16 protein-coding genes are annotated in these 20,543 nt (G+C 57.8%); 2 read left to right on the top strand and 14 right to left on the bottom strand.

Annotated features, from left to right (window positions below):
* Nucleotides 1-56: 56 nt before the first annotated feature.
* Nucleotides 57-458: an MAPEG family protein gene (locus AB4N53_RS01210; protein ID WP_460117560.1), complete on the bottom strand. Its 402-nt coding sequence runs from the start codon at nucleotides 456-458 to the stop codon at nucleotides 57-59.
* The gene (locus AB4N53_RS01205; protein WP_415763293.1) at nucleotides 458-1,195 is read right to left on the bottom strand and encodes a DUF599 domain-containing protein; all 738 of its coding nucleotides are present in this window, start codon (nucleotides 1,193-1,195) and stop codon (nucleotides 458-460) included. Before AB4N53_RS01205 ends, AB4N53_RS01210 begins: the two co-directional genes overlap by 1 nt.
* A gap of 232 nt (nucleotides 1,196-1,427) precedes the next feature.
* Here AB4N53_RS01205 and AB4N53_RS01200 point away from each other — a divergent pair, with 232 nt between their 5' ends.
* On the top strand, nucleotides 1,428-2,657 hold the full coding sequence (locus AB4N53_RS01200) for a hypothetical protein (RefSeq protein WP_460117558.1): 1,230 nt from the start codon (nucleotides 1,428-1,430) through the stop codon (nucleotides 2,655-2,657).
* 96 nt (nucleotides 2,658-2,753) lie between these two features.
* Here the strand turns inward: AB4N53_RS01200 and brnQ are convergent, their stop codons facing one another.
* From brnQ to sdhC, 10 genes are all read right to left on the bottom strand, one after another.
* A complete protein-coding gene (gene brnQ / locus AB4N53_RS01195) occupies nucleotides 2,754-4,067 on the bottom strand; it encodes a branched-chain amino acid transport system II carrier protein (RefSeq protein WP_016773681.1) in 1,314 nt (437 codons plus the stop codon).
* Between the two features lie 361 nt (nucleotides 4,068-4,428).
* The gene (sucD, locus tag AB4N53_RS01190) at nucleotides 4,429-5,313 is read right to left on the bottom strand and encodes a succinate--CoA ligase subunit alpha (protein WP_133340648.1); all 885 of its coding nucleotides are present in this window, start codon (nucleotides 5,311-5,313) and stop codon (nucleotides 4,429-4,431) included.
* Nucleotides 5,313-6,479 carry an ADP-forming succinate--CoA ligase subunit beta gene (gene sucC / locus AB4N53_RS01185; protein ID WP_186551046.1) on the bottom strand — a complete coding sequence of 389 codons (1,167 nt, stop codon included), beginning with the start codon at nucleotides 6,477-6,479 and terminating at the stop codon, nucleotides 5,313-5,315. The genes sucD and sucC overlap by 1 nt, the downstream gene beginning before the upstream one ends.
* A gap of 182 nt (nucleotides 6,480-6,661) precedes the next feature.
* Nucleotides 6,662-8,098: a dihydrolipoyl dehydrogenase gene (gene lpdA, locus AB4N53_RS01180; protein WP_042607587.1), complete on the bottom strand. Its 1,437-nt coding sequence runs from the start codon at nucleotides 8,096-8,098 to the stop codon at nucleotides 6,662-6,664.
* A 108-nt stretch (nucleotides 8,099-8,206) separates the two neighbouring features.
* A complete protein-coding gene (odhB, locus tag AB4N53_RS01175; protein WP_460117554.1) occupies nucleotides 8,207-9,439 on the bottom strand; it encodes a 2-oxoglutarate dehydrogenase complex dihydrolipoyllysine-residue succinyltransferase in 1,233 nt (410 codons plus the stop codon).
* Nucleotides 9,440-9,483: 44 nt separating this feature from the next.
* Nucleotides 9,484-12,315, bottom strand: coding sequence for a 2-oxoglutarate dehydrogenase E1 component (locus tag AB4N53_RS01170; RefSeq protein ID WP_042607586.1), 2,832 nt, complete (start codon nucleotides 12,313-12,315; stop codon nucleotides 9,484-9,486).
* A 251-nt stretch (nucleotides 12,316-12,566) separates the two neighbouring features.
* On the bottom strand, nucleotides 12,567-13,271 hold the full coding sequence (locus AB4N53_RS01165) for a succinate dehydrogenase iron-sulfur subunit (protein WP_016773675.1): 705 nt from the start codon (nucleotides 13,269-13,271) through the stop codon (nucleotides 12,567-12,569).
* Nucleotides 13,272-13,282: 11 nt separating this feature from the next.
* The gene (sdhA, locus tag AB4N53_RS01160; RefSeq protein ID WP_024012149.1) at nucleotides 13,283-15,055 is read right to left on the bottom strand and encodes a succinate dehydrogenase flavoprotein subunit; all 1,773 of its coding nucleotides are present in this window, start codon (nucleotides 15,053-15,055) and stop codon (nucleotides 13,283-13,285) included.
* 3 nt (nucleotides 15,056-15,058) lie between these two features.
* Entirely contained in the window at nucleotides 15,059-15,427 is a 369-nt protein-coding gene (sdhD, locus tag AB4N53_RS01155; RefSeq protein ID WP_008049683.1) for a succinate dehydrogenase, hydrophobic membrane anchor protein, read from the bottom strand.
* Nucleotides 15,421-15,795, bottom strand: coding sequence for a succinate dehydrogenase, cytochrome b556 subunit (gene sdhC / locus AB4N53_RS01150; RefSeq protein ID WP_016773673.1), 375 nt, complete (start codon nucleotides 15,793-15,795; stop codon nucleotides 15,421-15,423). Before sdhC ends, sdhD begins: the two co-directional genes overlap by 7 nt.
* A 363-nt stretch (nucleotides 15,796-16,158) precedes the next feature.
* Between sdhC and gltA the strand changes: the two genes are divergently transcribed.
* Nucleotides 16,159-17,448 carry a citrate synthase gene (gene gltA, locus AB4N53_RS01145; protein ID WP_003222994.1) on the top strand — a complete coding sequence of 430 codons (1,290 nt, stop codon included), beginning with the start codon at nucleotides 16,159-16,161 and terminating at the stop codon, nucleotides 17,446-17,448.
* Between the two features lie 910 nt (nucleotides 17,449-18,358).
* Here gltA and AB4N53_RS01140 read toward each other — a convergent pair.
* Both AB4N53_RS01140 and AB4N53_RS01135 read right to left on the bottom strand, forming a co-directional pair.
* Entirely contained in the window at nucleotides 18,359-20,017 is a 1,659-nt protein-coding gene (locus AB4N53_RS01140) for a cation acetate symporter (protein ID WP_007919906.1), read from the bottom strand.
* Nucleotides 20,014-20,325, bottom strand: a complete 312-nt coding sequence (locus AB4N53_RS01135; protein WP_016771016.1) for a DUF485 domain-containing protein — start codon at nucleotides 20,323-20,325, stop codon at nucleotides 20,014-20,016. The genes AB4N53_RS01140 and AB4N53_RS01135 overlap by 4 nt, the downstream gene beginning before the upstream one ends.
* Nucleotides 20,326-20,543 lie beyond the last annotated feature (218 nt).

The following is a 20,543-nucleotide window of genomic DNA, read 5'->3' as shown; positions in this document are numbered from 1 at the left end:
TGGTGTGAAAAGAAAACCCGCCAAGTGCGGGTTTTCTTTTGCCTGCGATTTACCGTTTAGAGCAACACGGTTCTAAAAGTCGGACTAATCATCAGCAACAACGAACACACAAAGCCAACTAGCCACATCAGGCTGCGCAACTTCGCCAGGTCGGCCAGATAGAACCACAGATAGAAGATCCGCGAGATCACGAAGATGATCGCCAGCGCATCGATCAGCCAACCCGCGGTTTGCGTGGTGTGCGCCATCAGCACACCGACAGCGAACAGGATGAACGCTTCGATGCTGTTCTGATGGGCCGCCAGCGCTCTGGCGCCGAAGCCGGTCAACTGCGCCTGTTGCTGCCGCGGCAAATGATTGTCATAACCGCCCTGCTCTTTCATGGCCTTGGCTACCGGCATGCGCGCCACGTAGATCAATAAAGCACTGATAAACACACACCAGAACGGAATACTCATCAAACAGCCTCTTTGTTTGCCTCAGGGACGGGCGCCTCTGTAGGGGTATAGACCATGACATCGAGAACGTCGGAATGAAACTCGCGGCGGTACAAAACCACCACAACACCGGCGCTCATGATCATGAATAGCCACGGACTGACGAACCACGCCAGCATGCTCATGCCAAAGTAATAAGAGCGCAGGCCGAAGTTGAACTGGTTGGCCGCCATCGAAATCACCCGCGCCGCCCGCGAAGCGAAGGCCTTGCGTTCCTGCTCGGTCACCTGCCGCTCGCCGATCATCGGCGCTGAACCGACCAGAATCGCCGCGAAGTTGTATTGGCGCATGCACCAGCTGAAAGTGAAGAACGCATAGACGAACACCAGTGCCAGGCACAGCAACTTGATCTCTGACATGCCTTGGGATGCTTGCTGCACCATCGGAATATCCGCCAGCAGCGATACCGCCCGTTCCGACGCGCCGAGCACGGTGAGGATACCGGCGAGGATGATCAGCGTGCTGGAAGCGAAGAACGACGCGTTGCGTTCCAGATTGCCGATCACGCTGGCATCGGCAATGCGGTTGTCACGCAGCAGCATGCGGCGCATCCAGTCTTCGCGGTACAGGTGCAGCACGCTGGCCAGACACGCCGTATCGCGGGCCTTCCAGGTGGCATAACGGGTGTAACCGCCCCAGCAGACGACAAACCAGACAGCAGCGAGCAGGTGAATCAGATTGGCTTGGATGAACGACATTCGTTGTCCTGAGCAAGAAGCATGATAGAGGGAACCCTTCGTTTCGACGTGTTGGCTCGTAAAAAGACACGCTCTTTGAAGAGTCAAATTTATTCAAAATAGACCGCAGCTATCAGTTTTCGAAGGCTTATACCTGTCAACTCTGACAGTAGCGCCGAGGGTATGGCGAGGCATAAGGTCGTTTTCTCAAACGGGAACACTGACCGCTCCCCTATCAGACAAGGATTTGAGCATGACACCTTTGAACGCTGCACTGCCCATTGACACAACGTTTGGCAACCGGGGGTACGCCGAGTCATTTGCTGCGGGAAGCCAGGCTTTGAACATCGCAGGCTTGCGCCCGGATGGAAAGATCCTTCTCGTGGGACAAACTGTTGTAGAGGGCAAGGTCAGTTTTCATTTGGCGCAATTACTGGCGGACGGTACTAACGATACTGGCTTCAACGAAAACGGTTGGATCGTAGGTACGTTTGCAGGTTCGGGACAAGCCAGCGGAACTGGCGCCTGTCTTTATAAAGACGGTAAGGCGCTGCTTTTTGGATATCAATATGATGAGGACCAAGGGACCCGATTTGCGCTTGCCAGATTCTTCGCTGATGGTGAAAGAGATCGCGATTTCGGTTCCGATGGGACGGTTTACGTCCCTTTCCTGCCACAGTCCGAATCGCAATTGCCAAAACCGGAAGCTTCCATCAAGTCGCAATCCAGAACCAGGTTAGTACTGACTGCCGATGAAAAAATACTCGTCGGTCAAAGCAACCGCCTGTTCAGACTTGATCAGAAAGGAGATTTCGATACCGCTTTCAACAACCAAGGCTGGCTGGATCTTGCAATGGGCATTGCTTCGATTTCAGTGGCAGAGGATGGAGTAATCACAGTTGCAGGTTCGAGCGCTGGAGAAGGAACGATTGTGCGCCTGAACGTCGATGGAACGCCCCATAAAGACTTCGGCGATGATGGCACCGGGACCGTCTACGTTCCATCGAATTACCCGGCCAGCGTACGAAGCCTTATGGTACGTGCTGACGGCAGCTTCTTTGTTGCTGGCCAAGTCGATACATCTCCTGAGGACGTTTGGGGTAAAGGACGCAAGGCAATGATGGCCGCGTACAACCCGAACGGTAGACCAAATCTCGCATTCAATCAGGGTAAGCCTGTTGTCACTGATCTTGGATTAACCGACGGTTGCACTTTGTTCGATCTAAGTGGGGAGCCTGAGGATGGTTTGGTTGTGGTGGGGAGTACAGGGCAACTAACCAGGGAGCAAATGCTTGCCTGCCGCTATCTGGCAACGGGTGAACTGGACACAACCTTTGGGGATGGCAAGGGATACGTGACTCACTCTATGGGGCCCGGTATGCAATGGATCTCGGTGGCAGTGCAGCCCGACAAGCGAATACTCCTGAGCCGTGACAGCGACAACGTCAATGTGGGAGCTCTGGTCGTACGTTATCTGGGCTGAGGATTATCAGCTCTGATAAAAAAATGCCCCGCATCGATTGATACGGGGCATTTCTGTTTAACCGTGCCTGACTCGCTTGTGGCGGGTCACATCACGTCAGGCAGTCACTTCGCTGCGCTTGCCCAGCAGGCGATCGCAGACCACCGCGACCACCAGGGTCATCACGCATGGCACCAGCCATGCCAGCCCTTGCTCGCTCAGCGGCAGATGGGTCAGCTGAGTTGGCATCCAGTCGGCCAGACCAGCGCCTTTCAGGGCGTCAATGGTGCCGAAAACGAAAGAAACCAGCATCACCGGGCCAAGAATGCGCCCGTGCTCATGCCAGAAATCCTTGCAGAAGCTCAGCGCGACCAGAACGATGCACGGCGGGTAGATCGCAGTGAGTACCGGAATCGAAAAGGCAATGAGCTTGGTTAGGCCAAGGTTGGAGACCAGCAGCGAGAACGCTGCGAGGATAATCACCAGAGTCTTGTAGGACAGTGGCAGCACACGGCTGAAGTATTCAGCGCAGGCACAGGTCAGGCCGACCGCCGTGACCAGACACGCCAGCGAGATCAGCACCGCAAGGAAACCGCTGCCCAGCGAACCGAAGGTGTGTTGCACGTAGGCATGCAACACCGCCGCGCCGTTGGTGGCGCCGACCGCGACTTCATGGCTGCCGGAACCGAGACGGAACAGGCTGACGTAGACCAGTGCCAGCCCCACGCCGGCAATCAGCCCGGCGATGATCGCGTAACGGGTGATCAGCGCCGGCGACTCGACGCCACGCGAGCGGATCGCGTTGACAATGACGATGCCGAACACCAGTGCGCCGAGGGTATCCATGGTCAGGTAACCATTGATGAAACCCTGTGAGAACGGTGCCGCCACATACTCCGGAGTGCCGTGACCGATGTCACCCGCCGGCAACGCGAACGCGGCGATACCCAGCACGGCCAGCGCGATGATTTTCAGCGGCGCGAGGAAGCGGCCCACGGTATCCAGCAAACGCCCAGGATAGAGCGAAATGAAGAACACCAGCAGGAAGTACACCGAGCTGTAAAGGAACAGCGCCAGCGGGCTTTCGCCGGTCAATGGCGCCAGACCCACTTCAAAGGATACGGTCGCGGTACGCGGAGTGGCGAACAGCGGCCCCACAGCCAGATAGCACGCCGCCGCGAGGATACCGCCAGCGATCTTGCCGATCGGGCTGCTCAACGCATCCATCGCGCCGCCGACCTTGGCCAGCGCCACCACGGTGACTACCGGCAAACCTACGGCGGTGATCAGAAAGCCCAGCGCGGCCATCCAGACGTGAGGTCCGGCCTGCAAGCCGACGATCGGCGGGAAAATGATGTTACCGGCCCCGACAAACAGGGCAAACGTCATAAAACCAAGTGCCAGGATGTCCTGACCTTTCAAAACTTTCATTAAGGTAATACCACACTACTGAAATCGGAATTTAGAGGGGGATTGCCCTGTTGGATTAGGGAAATGCTGTCGATCCGTATGGGACTGACCCTTAAAGCGCGTGGCTGCCTTGTGGGCGGCGGACGCAAAAATGGCTGCCAGCCTAACGAATTTGCCTGACAAACGCACTGTTGGAGGGCGAACTATCCGATACGCGACGTTTCCGTGTCGCGTTTACATAAGAAAAGCAGCTGCAAGCTACAAGTTTCAAGCCGCAAGCTTCTATCTTGCAGCTAGCCGCTTGGAGCCTGCCGCTGCTGTGAAACGACAAAGGCCACCCGAAGGTGGCCTTTGTTGCTGGAGCAAAAAAGTCAGCCGCAGCTTACTTCTTCACTTCCCAGCCGGTCAGCTCGGCCAGGGCCTTGCCGATGTCTGCCAGCGAACGCACGGTTTTCACGCCTGCGTCTTGCAGCGCAGCGAATTTCTCGTCTGCAGTGCCTTTGCCGCCAGAGATGATTGCGCCAGCATGGCCCATGCGCTTGCCCGGAGGAGCAGTCACACCAGCGATGTAGGAAACAACCGGCTTGGTCACGTTAGCCTTGATGTAGGCAGCCGCTTCTTCTTCAGCCGAACCGCCGATCTCGCCGATCATCACGATCGCCTCGGTCTTCGGGTCTTCCTGGAACAGCTTCAGGATGTCGATGAAGTTCGAACCCGGGATCGGGTCACCACCGATGCCGACGCAAGTCGACTGACCGAAGCCGGCGTCAGTGGTCTGCTTAACAGCTTCGTAGGTCAGGGTGCCGGAACGCGAAACGATACCGACCTTGCCTGGCAAGTGAATGTGACCTGGCATGATGCCGATCTTGCATTCGCCTGGGGTGATCACGCCTGGGCAGTTAGGGCCGATCAGGACTACGCCCAGCTCGTCGCACTTAACTTTGGCGTCCAGCATGTCCAGGGTAGGAATGCCTTCGGTGATGCACACGATCAGCTTGATGCCGCCGAATGCCGCTTCCAGGATCGAGTCCTTGCAGAACGGAGCCGGAACGTAGATCACGCTGGCGGTAGCGCCAGTGGCTTCTACCGCGTCTTTTACGGTGTTGAACACTGGCAGACCCAGGTGCTCGGTGCCGCCTTTGCCAGGAGTAACGCCACCAACCATCTTGGTGCCGTATTCGATGGCTTGCTGGGTGTGGAAACTACCTTGCGAACCGGTAATACCCTGGCAGATAACTTTGGTGTCTTTATTGATCAGGACGCTCATTATTTGCCCTCCGCAGCTTTGACAACTTGTTGAGCAGCGTCGGTCAGGCTGGTAGCAGCGATGATGTTCAAACCGCTTTCTGCCAGTACTTTAGCGCCCAGCTCAGCGTTGTTGCCTTCAAGGCGAACAACAACCGGGATTTTCACGCCGACTTCTTTCACGGCGCCGATGATGCCTTCGGCAATCATGTCGCAGCGAACGATGCCGCCGAAGATGTTGACCAATACTGCAGCGACGTTGGTGTCGGACAGAATGATCTTGAACGCTTCAGTTACGCGTTCCTTGGTTGCGCCACCACCTACGTCGAGGAAGTTGGCTGGTTTGCCGCCGTGCAGGTTGACGATGTCCATGGTACCCATGGCCAGACCGGCACCGTTGACCATGCAGCCGATGTTGCCTTCCAGGGCTACATAGTTCAGTTCGAACTTGGCAGCGTGCGCTTCGCGCGGATCGTCCTGCGACGGATCGTGGAAAGCCTTCAGCTTAGGCTGACGGTACATGGCGTTGGCGTCGATGTTGATCTTGGCGTCGAGGCAGTGCAGATCGCCGTCAGCCTTGATCACCAGCGGGTTCACTTCCAGCAGAGCCAGGTCGTGGTCTTTGAACAGCTTGGCCAGACCTACGAAGATCTTGGCGAACTGAGTGACCTGCTTGCCTTCCAGACCCAGCTGGAATGCCAGCTCGCGACCCTGGGATGGCTGAGCGCCAACCAGTGGATCGATAGTGGCCTTGAGAATTTTTTCTGGAGTGTCGTGAGCGATTTTCTCGATGTCCACGCCACCTTCGGTGGAAGCCATGAACACGATGCGACGGCTCGAACGGTCAACGACAGCGCCCAGGTACAGCTCTTTAGCGATATCAGTGCACGATTCAACCAGGATCTTGGTGACTGGCTGGCCGTTGGCGTCAGTCTGGTAAGTCACCAGACGCTTGCCCAGCCACTGCTGTGCGAAGGCTTTGGCGTCTTCTTTGCTGCGAACCAGCTTTACGCCGCCCGCTTTACCGCGACCACCGGCGTGAACCTGGGCTTTGACGACCCACTCGTTGCCGCCGATCTTGTCGCAAGCTTCTGCTGCTGCTTCCGGGGTGTCTACTGCGTAACCAGTGGAAACTGGCAGGCCGTATTCAGCGAACAGCTGCTTACCCTGATACTCGTGAAGATTCATGCTTTTTACCGTCTTCGTTAGGTACTGCGCATTCGGCGCTGCGCTCGTTTGAGTGCCGCGCCACCTGTGACTGCTGCTTGCGTAGCTGAGCTACGCAAGACTGCGTCCGGCGGACATTCCGCGGTGAGTCTTGCTCGCAAGGCTCACGACGGGCCGTTACCGCCGTGGTTTCTTATTATGTCTTAACGCTTCTTGCGGTTGGCAATGTGAATGGCGCCGCCATTCACTGCCAGAGCGGCTTCGTGCAAGGCTTCGGACAGGGTCGGATGGGAGAAAACCATCATGCCCAGGTCTTCAGCGCTGGTGCCGAATTCCATACCGATCGCGCCCTGCTGAACCAGTTCCGCAGCGCTCGGGCCAATCACGTGCACGCCCAATACGCGGTCGGTCTTGGCATCGGCGATGACCTTGACGAAACCACCGGTATCGTTGGCAGCCATGGCACGGCCGGAAGCGGCGAACGGGAAGGTGCCGACATTGACTTCAACGCCTTCGGCCTTCAGCGCCTGCTCGGTTTTGCCAACCCACGCGATTTCCGGGTGAGTATAAATAACCGAAGGGATCAAATCATAGTTCATCTGAGCCTTGTGGCCCTTGATGCGCTCGACAACCATGATGCCTTCTTCCGAAGCCTTGTGGGCCAGCATCATGCCGCGAACCACGTCGCCAATGGCGAAGACGCCCGGTACGGCGGTGACGCAATGGTCATCGACCGCGATGAAACCGCGCTCGTCGATTTCCACGCCGCAGTCGGCAGACAGCAGATCAGTGGTCACCGGACGGCGACCAACGGCTACGATCAGCTTGTCGAAAGTGATGGTCTGTTCGCCGTTGGCATCGGTGTAGTTGACGACGACTTCTTCGCCGTTGACTTTCGAACCGGTAACGCGAGCGCCCAGCTTGATGTCCAGGCCCTGTTTGGTCAGGGTTTTCAGCGCTTCCTTGGAAACGGCGGTGTCGGCTGCCATCAGGAAAGTGTCCAGAGCTTCCAGAACAACCACTTCCGAACCCAGACGCGACCATACCGAACCCAGTTCCAGACCGATCACGCCAGCGCCGATCACGCCCAGACGTTTAGGAACGGACTGGAATTCCAGCGCGCCAGTCGAATCGACGATGACTTTCTGGTCGACCGGAGCTGGTGGAATGTCGATCGGACGCGAACCTGGCGCGAGGATGACGTTTTCCGCTTCGATCACTTCAACCGAGCCGTCCGGCTTGGTGACTTCGACTTTCTTGCCGGCCAGCAGCTTGCCGTGGCCCTGAATCGAAGTTACGCCGTTGGCCTTGAACAGGGTGGCAACGCCGCCGGTCAGGTTCTTGACGATGCCAGCCTTGCGGCCAACCATCGCAGCGACGTCCATTTTGACTTCGCCGGTCGAGATACCGTGAACGTTGAAGCTCTCTTTGGCCTCCTTGTATTTCCACGAGCTGTCGAGCAGCGCCTTGGAAGGAATGCAACCTACGTTCAGGCAGGTACCGCCCAGGGCTTGCTTGCCCTCTGCGTCGGTGTACTTCTCGATGCAGGCAGTGGTCAGGCCCAACTGGGCAGCCTTGATGGCAGCTACATAGCCACCAGGGCCGGCACCGATCACTACTACGTCAAATTTCTGCGACATTCAAAAAATCCTCTTTAGCAATAAAGCTACAAGCCGCAAGCTTCGAGCTGCAAGCCCACCCGCTCGCCTTGAGCTTGAGGCTTGTAGCTGAAAGCTTGCAGCTGCTTTTTAGATATCCAGCAACAGACGAGCCGGATCTTCCAGCAGGTTCTTGATGGTCACCAGGAAGGTCACAGCTTCTTTGCCATCGATCAGACGGTGATCGTAGGACAGTGCCAGGTACATCATCGGACGGATCACGACCTGACCGTTGATGGCCATCGGACGCTGGATGATGTTGTGCATGCCCAGAATCGCAGCCTGCGGCGGGTTAACGATCGGTGTCGACATCATCGAACCGAAGGTACCACCGTTGGTGATGGTGAAGGTACCACCGGTCATCTCGTCCATCGACAGTTTGCCGTCACGGGCTTTCTTGCCGAAAGTCGCGATGCCGCCTTCGATTTCAGCCAGGCTCATCAGCTCGGCGTTACGCAGAACCGGTACCACCAGGCCACGGTCGCTGGAAACGGCAACGCCGATGTCCGCGTAACCGTGGTAAACGATGTCGCCGCCGTCGATCGACGCGTTGACAGCCGGGAAGCGTTTCAGCGCTTCGGTAGCGGCCTTGACGAAGAACGACATGAAGCCCAGACGTACGCCGTTGTGCGACTTCTCGAAGAGGTCCTTGTACTTCGAACGCAGGGCCATGACTTCAGTCATGTCGACTTCGTTGAAGGTGGTCAGCATCGCCATGTTCGACTGAGCTTCAACCAGACGCTTGGCCACGGTGGCGCGAACGCGAGTCATCGGTACGCGCTTCTCGATGCGGTCGCCAGCGGCGAACACCGGAGCGGCGGCCGAAGGAGCAGCAGCCTTGGCAGGCGCGGCAGCCGGAGCGGCTTTCTTCGCAGCAACAGCTGCAACCACGTCTTCCTTGGTCACACGACCACCCTTGCCGGTGCCGGCAACGGAAGCGATGTTGATGCCGTTTTCTTCAGCCAGTTTGCGCGCAGCCGGAGCTGCGATCGGATCATCTTCGCCGTCGGCTGCAGCCGGAGCGTCAGCGGCAGCAGCAGCAGCAGCCGGAGCAGCAGCGGCGGCTGGAGCAGCGGCAGCAGCGCCGCCCTCTTCGATCGAGCCCAGGACCTGGTTCGACAGAACGGTAGCGCCCTCTTCGGCAACGATTGCGCCCAGCACGCCGTCCGCTTCAGCCAACACTTCGAGCACGACTTTGTCGGTTTCGATGTCGACGATCAGGTCGTCACGCTTGACGGCCTCGCCTGGTTTCTTGTGCCAGGTGGCGACGGTGCCATCGGCAACCGATTCCGGGAATGACGGGGCTTTGATTTCGATAGCCATTATCTGTGGGTCCTTAAAATTCGGTTTCAGTCAGCGCGAAGGCGTTAAACAGTGAAAGCATCTTGCAGCAGTTTTTCCTGCTGCTCGGCGTGCATCGATGCGTAACCACAAGCTGGCGCAGCCGAAGCCTCACGGCCCGCGTACTCAAGTACGAGAGTCTTGTCGAGGTTGGCGATGCTGCGACGCAAGTGATGCTGGCTGCAGTACCAGGCACCCTGGTTCATCGGCTCTTCCTGACACCAAACGGCGTGTTTGACGTTGGTGTACGGAGCCAGGACTTCTTTCAAGTCGTCCTCAGGGAACGGATACAGCTGCTCGATACGCACGATGGCGATATCTTCGCGGCCTTCGGCACGGCGTTTTTCCAGCAGGTCGTAGTAGACCTTGCCGCTGCACAGAACCACGCGCTCGACCTTTTTCGGGTCCAGTGCGTCGATTTCCGGGATCACGGTCTGGAACGAACCTTCGGCCAGATCTTCCAGCGTCGAGATGGCCAGCTTGTGGCGCAGCAGCGACTTCGGCGTCAGCACGACCAGCGGCTTGCGCAGCGGACGAATCACCTGACGACGCAGCAAGTGGTAGATCTGTGCCGGCGTGGTCGGCATGCACACCTGAATGTTGTGCTCGGCGCACAGCTGCAGGTAACGCTCAAGACGTGCCGAGCTGTGCTCAGGGCCCTGACCTTCGTAACCATGTGGCAGCAGCATGGTCAGACCGCACAGACGGCCCCACTTGTGCTCGCCGCTGGTGATGAACTGGTCGATCACGACCTGTGCACCGTTGGCGAAGTCGCCGAACTGGGCTTCCCAGATCACCAGCGCGTTTGGCGTAGTGGTCGAGTAACCGTATTCGAATGCCAGTACCGCTTCTTCCGAGAGGAACGAGTCGTACAGGTCGAAGCGTGGCTGACCGTCGTACAGGTTCTGCAGCGGAATGTAGGTGCCCGCGTCTTTCTGGTTGTGCAGCACAGCGTGACGGTGCGAGAACGTACCGCGGCCGATGTCCTGACCGGTCATGCGGATCGGGTGACCTTCGAACGCCAGGGTCGCGTACGCCATGGTTTCAGCGTAACCCCAGTTGATCGGCAGGCCGCCGGCTTGCATCTTCTGACGGTCTTCGTAGATCTTCGCGACCTGACGCTGAACCACGAAGCCTTCCGGAATTTCCAGCAGCTTGGCGGACAGCTCTTGCAGGGTCTTGAGATCGAAACGCGTGTCGTGACGCGCAGTCCAGGCATGGCCCAGATACGGGCGCCAGTCGACGAACAGCTCTTTGTTCGGCTCTTTGACCAGCGATTTCACCACGTGCAGACCGTTGTCCAGCGCGTTGCGGTATTCGTCGACCTTGGCCTGAACACGTTCAGCATCGAGCACACCGGCCTGGGTCAGACGTTCAGCGTACAGCTCACGGGTGGTGCGCTGCTTGGTGATCTGCTGATACATCAGAGGCTGGGTGCCGCTTGGCTCGTCGGCCTCGTTGTGGCCGCGACGACGGTAGCAGACCAGATCGATCACCACGTCACGCTTGAACTGCATGCGGTAGTCAATGGCCAGCTGGGTCACGAACAGCACGGCTTCCGGATCATCACCATTCACATGGAGGATCGGCGCCTGGATCATCTTGGCAACGTCGGTGGCGTACTCGGTGGAACGCGAGTCCAGCGGGTTGCTGATGGTGAAACCAACCTGGTTGTTGATCACGATGTGCACGGTACCGCCGGTCTTGAAACCGCGGGTCTGCGACATCTGGAAGGTTTCCATGACCACGCCCTGACCGGCAAATGCCGCGTCGCCGTGGATGGAAATCGGCAGAACTTTCTCGCCGGTCAGGTCGTTGCGACGGTCCTGACGGGCGCGCACCGAACCTTCGACCACCGGGGAAACGATTTCCAGGTGGGACGGGTTGAACGCCATGGCCAGGTGAACTTCACCGCCGGTGGTCATCACGTTGGACGAGAAGCCCTGGTGATATTTGACGTCACCGGAACCGAGCTCGACCTTCTTCTTGCCTTCGAATTCGTCGAACAGCTCGCGCGGGTTCTTGCCGAAGGTGTTGACCAGTACGTTCAGACGGCCACGGTGGGCCATGCCGATGACGACTTCCTTGGTGCCGTACGAGCCGGAACGCTGGATCAGTTCGTCGAGCATCGGAATCAGGCTTTCGCCGCCTTCCAGACCGAAACGCTTGGTGCCCGGGTATTTGGTACCGAGGTATTTTTCCAGGCCTTCACCGGCAGTCACGCGCTCAAGCAGGTGGCTCTTGATGTCGGCGGAGTACGTCGGACGACCACGCACGCTTTCCAGACGCTGCTGGAACCACTGGCGCTGCTCGGAATCGGTGATGTGCGTGAATTCAGCGCCGATGGTGCGGCAATATGTCTGCTGCAACGCTTCGTGAATTTCGCGTAGGCTCGCTTCCTCTTTGCCGATGAACAGGTCGCCGGCACGGAAGGTCGTATCAAGATCGGCATTGGTCAAGCCGTAATGATTGATCGACAGGTCTGCAGGTGCAGGACGCTGCCACAGCCCCAGCGGGTCAAGCTGGGCTGCCTGGTGGCCACGCATACGGTAGGCCTGGATCAATCGCAGCACTTCAACTTGCTTCTTCTCGTGCTCACTGCTCACGCTGCCGGCGGAAACCGGTTGAGCGCGGCGCTGGTTCTTTGCCAGCAGCACGAAATGATCGCGAATCGTCGAGTGCGAAACATCAGTGGCAGAGTTGCCGTCGGCTGGCAACTTCTGAAAGTAGGTGCGCCACTCTTCTGGCACAGCGTTAGGGTCGTGCAGGTAGAGCTCATAAAGCTCTTCCACATAGGCAGCGTTTCCACCTGAAAGGTAGGCGCTGTTCCACATGCGCTGCATCACGCTTTCTTGCATGCTTGGTCACCCTCGGTTAGGGGAACACCATCGGTGTCGACACCGAGCAAACTTGCAGAAGTCCGAATGCAGCGACTAAAACAAGCCACCTAGGATCACACTGATAGTCCGGGTACCAGCCCGGATGCCCCTGCTTGTCTCATTTCTTCAAAAGAAGAGCTGCAGCTTATGGCTACTGCTCTGGTTATAGCCATGACGCGGGTTGAAGCCCGCGCCACAGCCTCTACGGTGCAACGGTTACAGCAGCTGAATCACACGCCGCTCGAAAGCAGCATGTTACGGATGTGACCGATGGCCTTAGTCGGGTTCAGGCCTTTCGGACATACGTTGACGCAGTTCATGATGCCCCGGCAGCGGAAAACGCTGAACGGGTCGTCAAGTGAAGCCAGACGTTCGCTGGTCTTGGTGTCACGGCTGTCTGCCAGGAAGCGGTAGGCTTGCAGCAGTGCAGCAGGACCCAGGAACTTGTCCGGGTTCCACCAGAAGGACGGGCAAGAGGTCGAGCAGCAGGCGCACAGGATGCACTCGTACAGACCGTCGAGCTTTTCGCGCTCTTCTGGCGACTGCAGACGCTCGATGGCCGGAGCCGGCGTGTCGTTCTGCAGGTAAGGCTTCACCTTCTCGTATTGCTTGTAGAAGATGCTCATATCGACGACCAGGTCACGGATAACCGGCAAACCTGGCAGCGGACGAACGATCAGCTTGTTGCCTTTTACAACGGCAGACAGCGGCGTGATGCAGGCCAGACCGTTCTTGCCGTTGATGTTCATGCCGTCGGAGCCGCAGACGCCTTCACGGCAGGAGCGACGATAGGAGAAACCCTCGTCCTGCTCTTTGATGAGGGCCAGCACGTCCAGCACCATCAGGTCTTTACCACCGGTATCGACCTGGAAATCCTGCATGAACGGCGCAGCGTCCTGATCAGGGTTGTAGCGATAAACACTGACTTGCAACATGGCGGTCACCCTTAATAAGTCCGGACTTTTGGTTCGAAAGTCGGAACAGTCTTCGGCGAGAAGTTCACGGCACGCTTGGTGACGCGCTTGTCACCCGGGAAGTACAGGGTGTGGCACAGCCAGTTTTCGTCATCACGGTCTTCGAAGTCTTCACGGGCGTGAGCGCCGCGGGACTCTTTACGTACTTCGGCCGCGATGGCGGTAGCTTCAGCCACTTCCAGCAGGTTCTGCAGTTCCAGCGCTTCGATACGTGCAGTGTTGAACGCCTGCGACTTGTCGTTGATCTTCACGTTGGCGATACGCTTGCGCAGATCGGCCAGCTGAGCGATGCCCTTCTGCATGTATTCGCCGGTACGGAATACACCGAAGTAGTTCTGCATGCAGCTTTGCAGCTCGCGACGCAGGGTGGCAACGTCTTCACCGTCGGTACGGTTGTTCAGCGCGTTCAGACGCGACAGTGCAGCTTCGATGTCGGACTCGGTAGCGTCGTCGTATTCGATGCCATCGGTCAACGCCTTTTCCAGGTGCAGGCCGGCAGCGCGACCGAATACCACCAGGTCGAGCAGCGAGTTGCCGCCCAGACGGTTGGCACCGTGGACCGATACGCAAGCCACTTCGCCTACCGCGAACAGGCCAGGGATGATCTGGTCCTGACCTTCAGCGTTCTGGGTGATCGCCTGGCCATGAATGTTGGTGGCAACGCCGCCCATCATGTAGTGGCAGGTCGGAACAACCGGAACCGGAGCAACCACCGGGTCAACGTGAGCGAAAGTCTTCGACAGTTCGCAGATGCCTGGCAGACGACTGTGCAGCACTTCCTCGCCCAAGTGGTCGAGTTTGAGCATCACGTGGTCGCCATTCGGACCGCAACCGTTGCCAGCGATGATTTCCTTGACCATCGAACGGGCAACCACGTCACGACCAGCCAGGTCTTTCGCGTTCGGAGCATAACGCTCCATGAAACGCTCACCGTGCTTGTTGATCAGGTAACCACCTTCACCACGGCAACCTTCGGTAACCAGTACGCCGGCGCCGGCGATGCCGGTCGGGTGGAACTGCCACATTTCGATGTCTTGTACCGGCACGCCAGCACGCAGAGCCATGCCGACGCCGTCACCGGTGTTGATCAGGGCGTTGGTGGTGGACGCGTAGATACGGCCTGCACCGCCGGTGGCCAGAACGGTGGCCTTGGCACGGATGTAGGAGGTTTCACCGGTTTCGATGCAGATCGCGATCACACCCACGAATTCGCCTTCCTGGTTTTTCACCAGATCAACAGCGTAGTACTCGTTGAGGAACGTGGTGCCGGCTTTCAGGTTGCCCTGATAAAGCGTGTGCAGCAGCGCGTGACCGGTACGGTCGGATGCAGCGCAGGTACGTGCAGCCTGACCGCCCTTGCCGTAGTCCTTGGACTGGCCACCGAACGGACGCTGGTAGATGCGACCTTGCTCGGTACGCGAGAACGGCAGACCCATGTGGTCCAGCTCGAACACGGCAGCCGGGCCTTCCTGACACATGTATTCGATAGCGTCCTGGTCACCGATATAGTCGGAACCCTTGACGGTATCGTACATGTGCCAGCGCCAGTCATCGTTCGGGTCGGCGGAAGCGATGGCGCAAGTGATGCCGCCCTGTGCGGATACAGTGTGCGAACGGGTCGGGAAAACCTTGGTGATCACCGCAGTCTTGTGGCCGCCCTGTGCCAGCTGCAGTGCAGCGCGCATGCCGGCACCGCCACCACCAATAATGATGGCGTCGAAAGAAATCGTTGGAATGTTAGCCATGAATCAGATACCCCAGAGAATCTGCACACCCCAGACGAAGTAAGCGAACATCGCAACGCCGCATACTGCCTGGAAAAGGAAACGTATCGCCGTTGCGGACTTGCCGAACGCCATTGGCGTCAGGTAGTCGGTCGCGATGGTCCACATGCCGACCCAGGCGTGAGCGCCCAGAGCAACAAGGGCCAGCAGGCTGAAGATACGCATTCCGTTGTGAGCGAACAGTTCATGCCACTGGGCATACTCGAGGCCAGGGTTGGCGACGATGTATCCGATCAGAAAGATGAAATAAGCCGCGAGAACGACCGCAGACACACGCTGTGCCATCCAGTCATAGAGGCCCGAACGCGACAGGTTAGTGACGTTAGTTACCATATCCAGACTCCTGCCAGAACGATTACCACCACGGAAACGGCGATAACGATTTTCGAGCCCAGTTTGCCGCCTTCCAGCGTCTCACCGATGCCCATGTCCATGATCAAGTGGCGCACACCGGCTACCAGGTGATACAGCAGAGCGGACAGGATGCCCCAAATCACTAGCTTGGCTAGCGGACTGGTCAGACACGCTTTCACCTGACCGAAGCCTTCCTCGGAGCTCAGCGACTTGTCCAATGCGTAAAGCATGATGGCAAGGCACACGAAGAGGATGACACCGGAGATACGGTGAAGAATGGACGTGTAAGCAGTGACTGGGAGTTTGATGGTCCTTAGGTCTAGGTTTACAGGTCGTTGGCTTTTCACGGCTTTTTTTTCACACTGAAGAGCCCCTAACAATCAGGGCAAAGTTGTTGGGGAGTGCACTGGTCAGGTAACCACCACCCAGGGATGCGACCCCCAATGAAAGCAAGCCCAAAAGCCCTTGGCGGTCGGTGGCCGAGTATAGACAGTTAGGCTACTAATGACAACGCGTTCACCTACCCCCAATAGCGGATTGCACAAGTTGCATAAAAGGCGTAAATGGCAGGCAATTTCGAGGAAAAAGTCGGCTTAAAGCCTTCTGGAGCAAGACTTTAGGCAAATTGACATTCGAATTTATCTCACTATAGTGGTGCGGGCCCTGCGTGGGGGGTCTGTCTGATGGTTCAAGCATAAATAGGAGGCCACATGGCTGACAAAAAAGCGCAGTTGATCATCGAGGGCGCAGCCCCCGTCGAGCTGCCCATTTTAACCGGCACCGTTGGTCCCGATGTAATCGATGTTCGGGGCCTGACGGCCACGGGCCGCTTCACTTTCGACCCGGGTTTCATGTCGACCGCTTCGTGCGAATCGAAAATCACCTATATCGACGGCGACAACGGCATTCTGTTGCACCGCGGCTACCCGATCGAACAGCTGGCTGAAAAGTCGGACTACCTGGAAACCTGCTACCTGCTGCTCAACGGCGAACTGCCGACCGCAGAACAGAAGGCCCAGTTCGTCAGCACCGTGAAAAACCACACCATGGTTCACGAGCAGCTGAAAACCTTCTTCAACGGCTTCCGTCGCGACGCCCACCCGATGGCCGTCATGTGCGGTGTAGTTGGCGCCCTCTCGGCCTTCTACCACGACTCCCTGGACATCAATAACCCGCAGCATCGCGAAATCTCCGCGATCCGCCTGGTTGCGAAGATGCCGACCCTGGCAGCGATGGTCTACAAGTACTCCATGGGCCAACCCATGATGTACCCGCGCAACGACCTGACGTACGCGGAAAACTTCCTGCACATGATGTTCAACACCCCGTGCGAGATCAAACCGATCAGCCCGGTACTCGCCAAGGCCATGGACCGGATCTTCATCCTCCACGCCGACCACGAGCAGAACGCTTCGACCTCCACTGTGCGTCTGGCCGGTTCTTCGGGTGCCAACCCGTTCGCCTGTATCGCCGCCGGTATCGCCGCACTGTGGGGCCCTGCCCACGGCGGTGCGAACGAAGCCGTGCTGACCATGCTCGACGAGATTGGCGATGTGTCGAACATCGACAAGTTCATCGCCAAGGCCAAGGACAAGAACGATCCGTTCAAGTTGATGGGCTTCGGTCACCGCGTCTACAAGAACCGCGACCCTCGCGCGACTGTGATGAAGCAGACCTGCGACGAAGTGTTGAAGGAACTGGGGATCAACAACGATCCGCAACTCGAACTGGCCATGCGCCTGGAAGAGATCGCCCTGACCGACCCGTACTTCATCGAGCGCTCGCTGTACCCGAACGTCGACTTCTACTCGGGGATCATCCTCAAGGCGATCGGCATTCCGACCAGCATGTTCACGGTGATTTTCGCCCTGGCGCGTACTGTGGGCTGGATTTCGCACTGGAAGGAAATGCTCTCGAGCCCTTACAAGATTGGCCGTCCGCGCCAGCTGTACACCGGTTACGAGTCGCGTGACATCACCAAGCTGGAAGATCGCAAATAAGGTTTTTTCTTTTCTGTGATGGGTTAGTGGTGTGTCAGGAACGGCCTCTTATATAGAGGCCGTTTTTGTTTGTGGTCTCAGCGGCCTTCGGGCCGACTGGTCCTTGGATTCTGGGGGCATATCCGTTGCTGCGGTAACGGCTTCTTAAGGTTTCGCTCTTACAGCGACTCACTTTTCCAGACGCCGGAATGCCGGCCCAGCGAAAAGTAAGCAAAAGGCTTTGCCCCGGCGTGCGGCCCGCTCGCTGGGGCTCGGGGTACCTTCGTTACGGGACCGATCCGGGCGCGTAACGAAGCCTGCCGAAGGGGCAAAAGATCAGGAGCCGGATCAAAAGCCAAAGCCAAAACAAAAGCAAAAGCCAGATCAAAAGATCGCAGCCTTCGGCAGCTCCTACAGTTGGATCGCGGAACTCGATAGGAATTGGTTGCCTCGCAGATCGCCATCGCGAGCAGGCTCGCTCCCACAGAAAAGCAAAAGCAAAAGCAAAGTCAAAAGATCGCAGCCTTCGGCAGCTCCTACACAATGAGCGTTAGCTCGAGTGCTCTTGATCTTGATCCACCGGCGACGTCGGAAGGCTGAGTGGAGGGATTGATCTGGGCGTGGGAGCGCAGCGACCGTCTGGCGCAGCCAGACACAGCGGAAGGAGGTGCAGCGAAGCAAACCGTAGCCGCTACGCCCGGATCAGTCCCGGAGCGAAGGAACCCGAGCCTGCGAGGGCCGAACGCAGGAGCTAGCGTTTTTTGCTTACTTTTTTTGGGCTTGTAAAAAAGTAAGTCGCCGTAAGGGCGAAACCCTAAGCCGCCGTTACCGCAGCAACGGATATACACACCAAACCAACCAATAACCGCCCACAAAAAAAACGCCCCAATCTCTCAATCAGGGCGTTTTCTTGCAGCTTACAACTGATCTCTTAGTGCGAAACCGCCCCACTCGCCCCCAACCCAGTCTGCGAACGCACAAACTGCGGGAAGAACAGCGCGCGCTCGTTATCCGCAGCCGCCGACTTGTCAGTGATCGAGAAGAACCAGATCCCCACAAACGCAATGATCATCGAGAACAGCGCTGGATACTCGTAAGGGAAGATCGCCTTCTCGTGATGCAGAATCTGCACCCAGATGGTCGGGCCGAGGATCATCAGACCAACAGCACTGACCAGACCCAGCCAGCCACCAATCATCGCGCCGCGAGTGGTCAGCTTCTTCCAGTACATCGAAAGCAGCAGTACCGGGAAGTTGCAACTCGCCGCGATCGAGAACGCCAGGCCAACCATGAACGCAATGTTCTGGCTTTCGAACAGAATACCCAGACCAATCGCCAGTACCGCCAGCGCGATGGTGGTGATCTTCGACACGCGAATCTCATCCTTCTCGTTGGCCTTGCCCTTCTTGATCACACTGGCGTACAGGTCGTGAGAAACCGCCGAAGCACCCGCCAAAGTCAGACCGGCCACCACTGCCAGAATGGTTGCGAACGCCACCGCCGAAATGAAGCCGAGGAAGATGCTGCCGCCGACCGCGTTGGCCAGGTGCACCGCCGCCATGTTGTTGCCGCCGAGCAAAGCGCCCGCTGCATCTTTGAACGCCGGGTTGGTGCTGACCAGCAGGATCGCGCCGAAGCCGATGATGAAGGTCAGAATGTAGAAGTAACCAATGAAACCGGTAGCGTACAGCACGCTCTTGCGCGCTTCCTTGGCGTCACTCACGGTGAAGAAGCGCATCAGAATGTGCGGCAGGCCAGCGGTACCGAACATCAGTGCCAGACCCAGCGAGAACGCCGAGATCGGATCCTTGACCAGACCGCCCGGGCTCATGATCGCTTCACCCTTGGCGTGCACCTTGATCGCTTCGGAGAACAGCGTGTTGAAGTCAAAGCCGACGTGCTTCATCACCATCAGCGCCATGAACGAGGCACCGGACAGCAGCAGCACAGCCTTGATGATCTGCACCCAAGTGGTCGCGAGCATGCCGCCGAACAGCACGTACATGCACATCAGCACACCGACCAGAATCACCGCAACGTGGTAATCGAGGCCGAACAGCAGCTGGATCAGCTTGCCGGCACCGACCATTTGCGCGATCAGGTAGAACGCCACCACCACCAGCGAACCGCAGGCGGACAGGGTGCGAATCTGGGTTTGCCCGAGGCGGTAGGACGCCACGTCGGCAAAGGTGTATTTACCCAGGTTGCGCAGGCGCTCGGCGATCAGGAACAGAATGATCGGCCAGCCGACGAGGAAGCCGATCGAGTAGATCAGGCCGTCGTAGCCGGAGGTGAACACCAGGGCGGAAATACCCAGGAAGGACGCCGCCGACATATAGTCACCAGCGATCGCCAGACCGTTCTGAAAACCGGTGATCTTGCCGCCCGCCGCATAGTAGTCGGCGGCCGAGTTGTTTTTCTTCGAAGCCCAGTAGGTGATGTACAACGTCGCGCCGACGAAGGCCACGAACATCAGGATCGCCGGGATGTTCAGCGGCTGCTTGGCCACCTCCCCCGTCAACGCGTCAGCCGCCCAGACACTCGGCGCGAAAGCCGCAACACTCAATAGAGCCAGTAGACGCCGGATCATTGCTGAGCCTCCTTGAGAATCGCATTGTTCAGGTCGTCGAACTCGCCATTGGCGCGGCGCACGTAGATGCCGGTCAGGACGAAGGCTGAAATGATCAGGCCGACACCGATCGGGATGCCCCAGGTGATCGAGGATTCAGGACTGAGTTTCGCCCCGAGCACGTGCGGCCCGTATGCGATCAGCAGGATGAATGCGGAGTACAGCCCAAGCATGATTGCCGAGAGAATCCAGGCGAATCGTTCCCTTTTCTGAACCAGCTCCTTGAATCGGGGACTGTTTTGAATCGAGAGGTAAATGCTGTCGTTCATTGTTTTTATCCTCGCAGCACAAATTATTGTTGGAACGTAGCTAATGTATGCGGCTGCGAGAGAGGTTCCAGACGACCTTAGTAGTAGATGGCCATGATGTTCTGGCCATTTTCAAGCACACACAAAAACAACTGTGGGAGCGAGCCTGCTCGCGAAGGCGTCCTATCGGTCGATATCGCATCAACTGACAGATCGCATTCGCGAGCAGGCTCGCTCCC

Source organism: Pseudomonas sp. H3_E04, from assembly GCF_054668915.1.
This window is presented reverse-complemented; position numbering and strand designations above follow the sequence as displayed.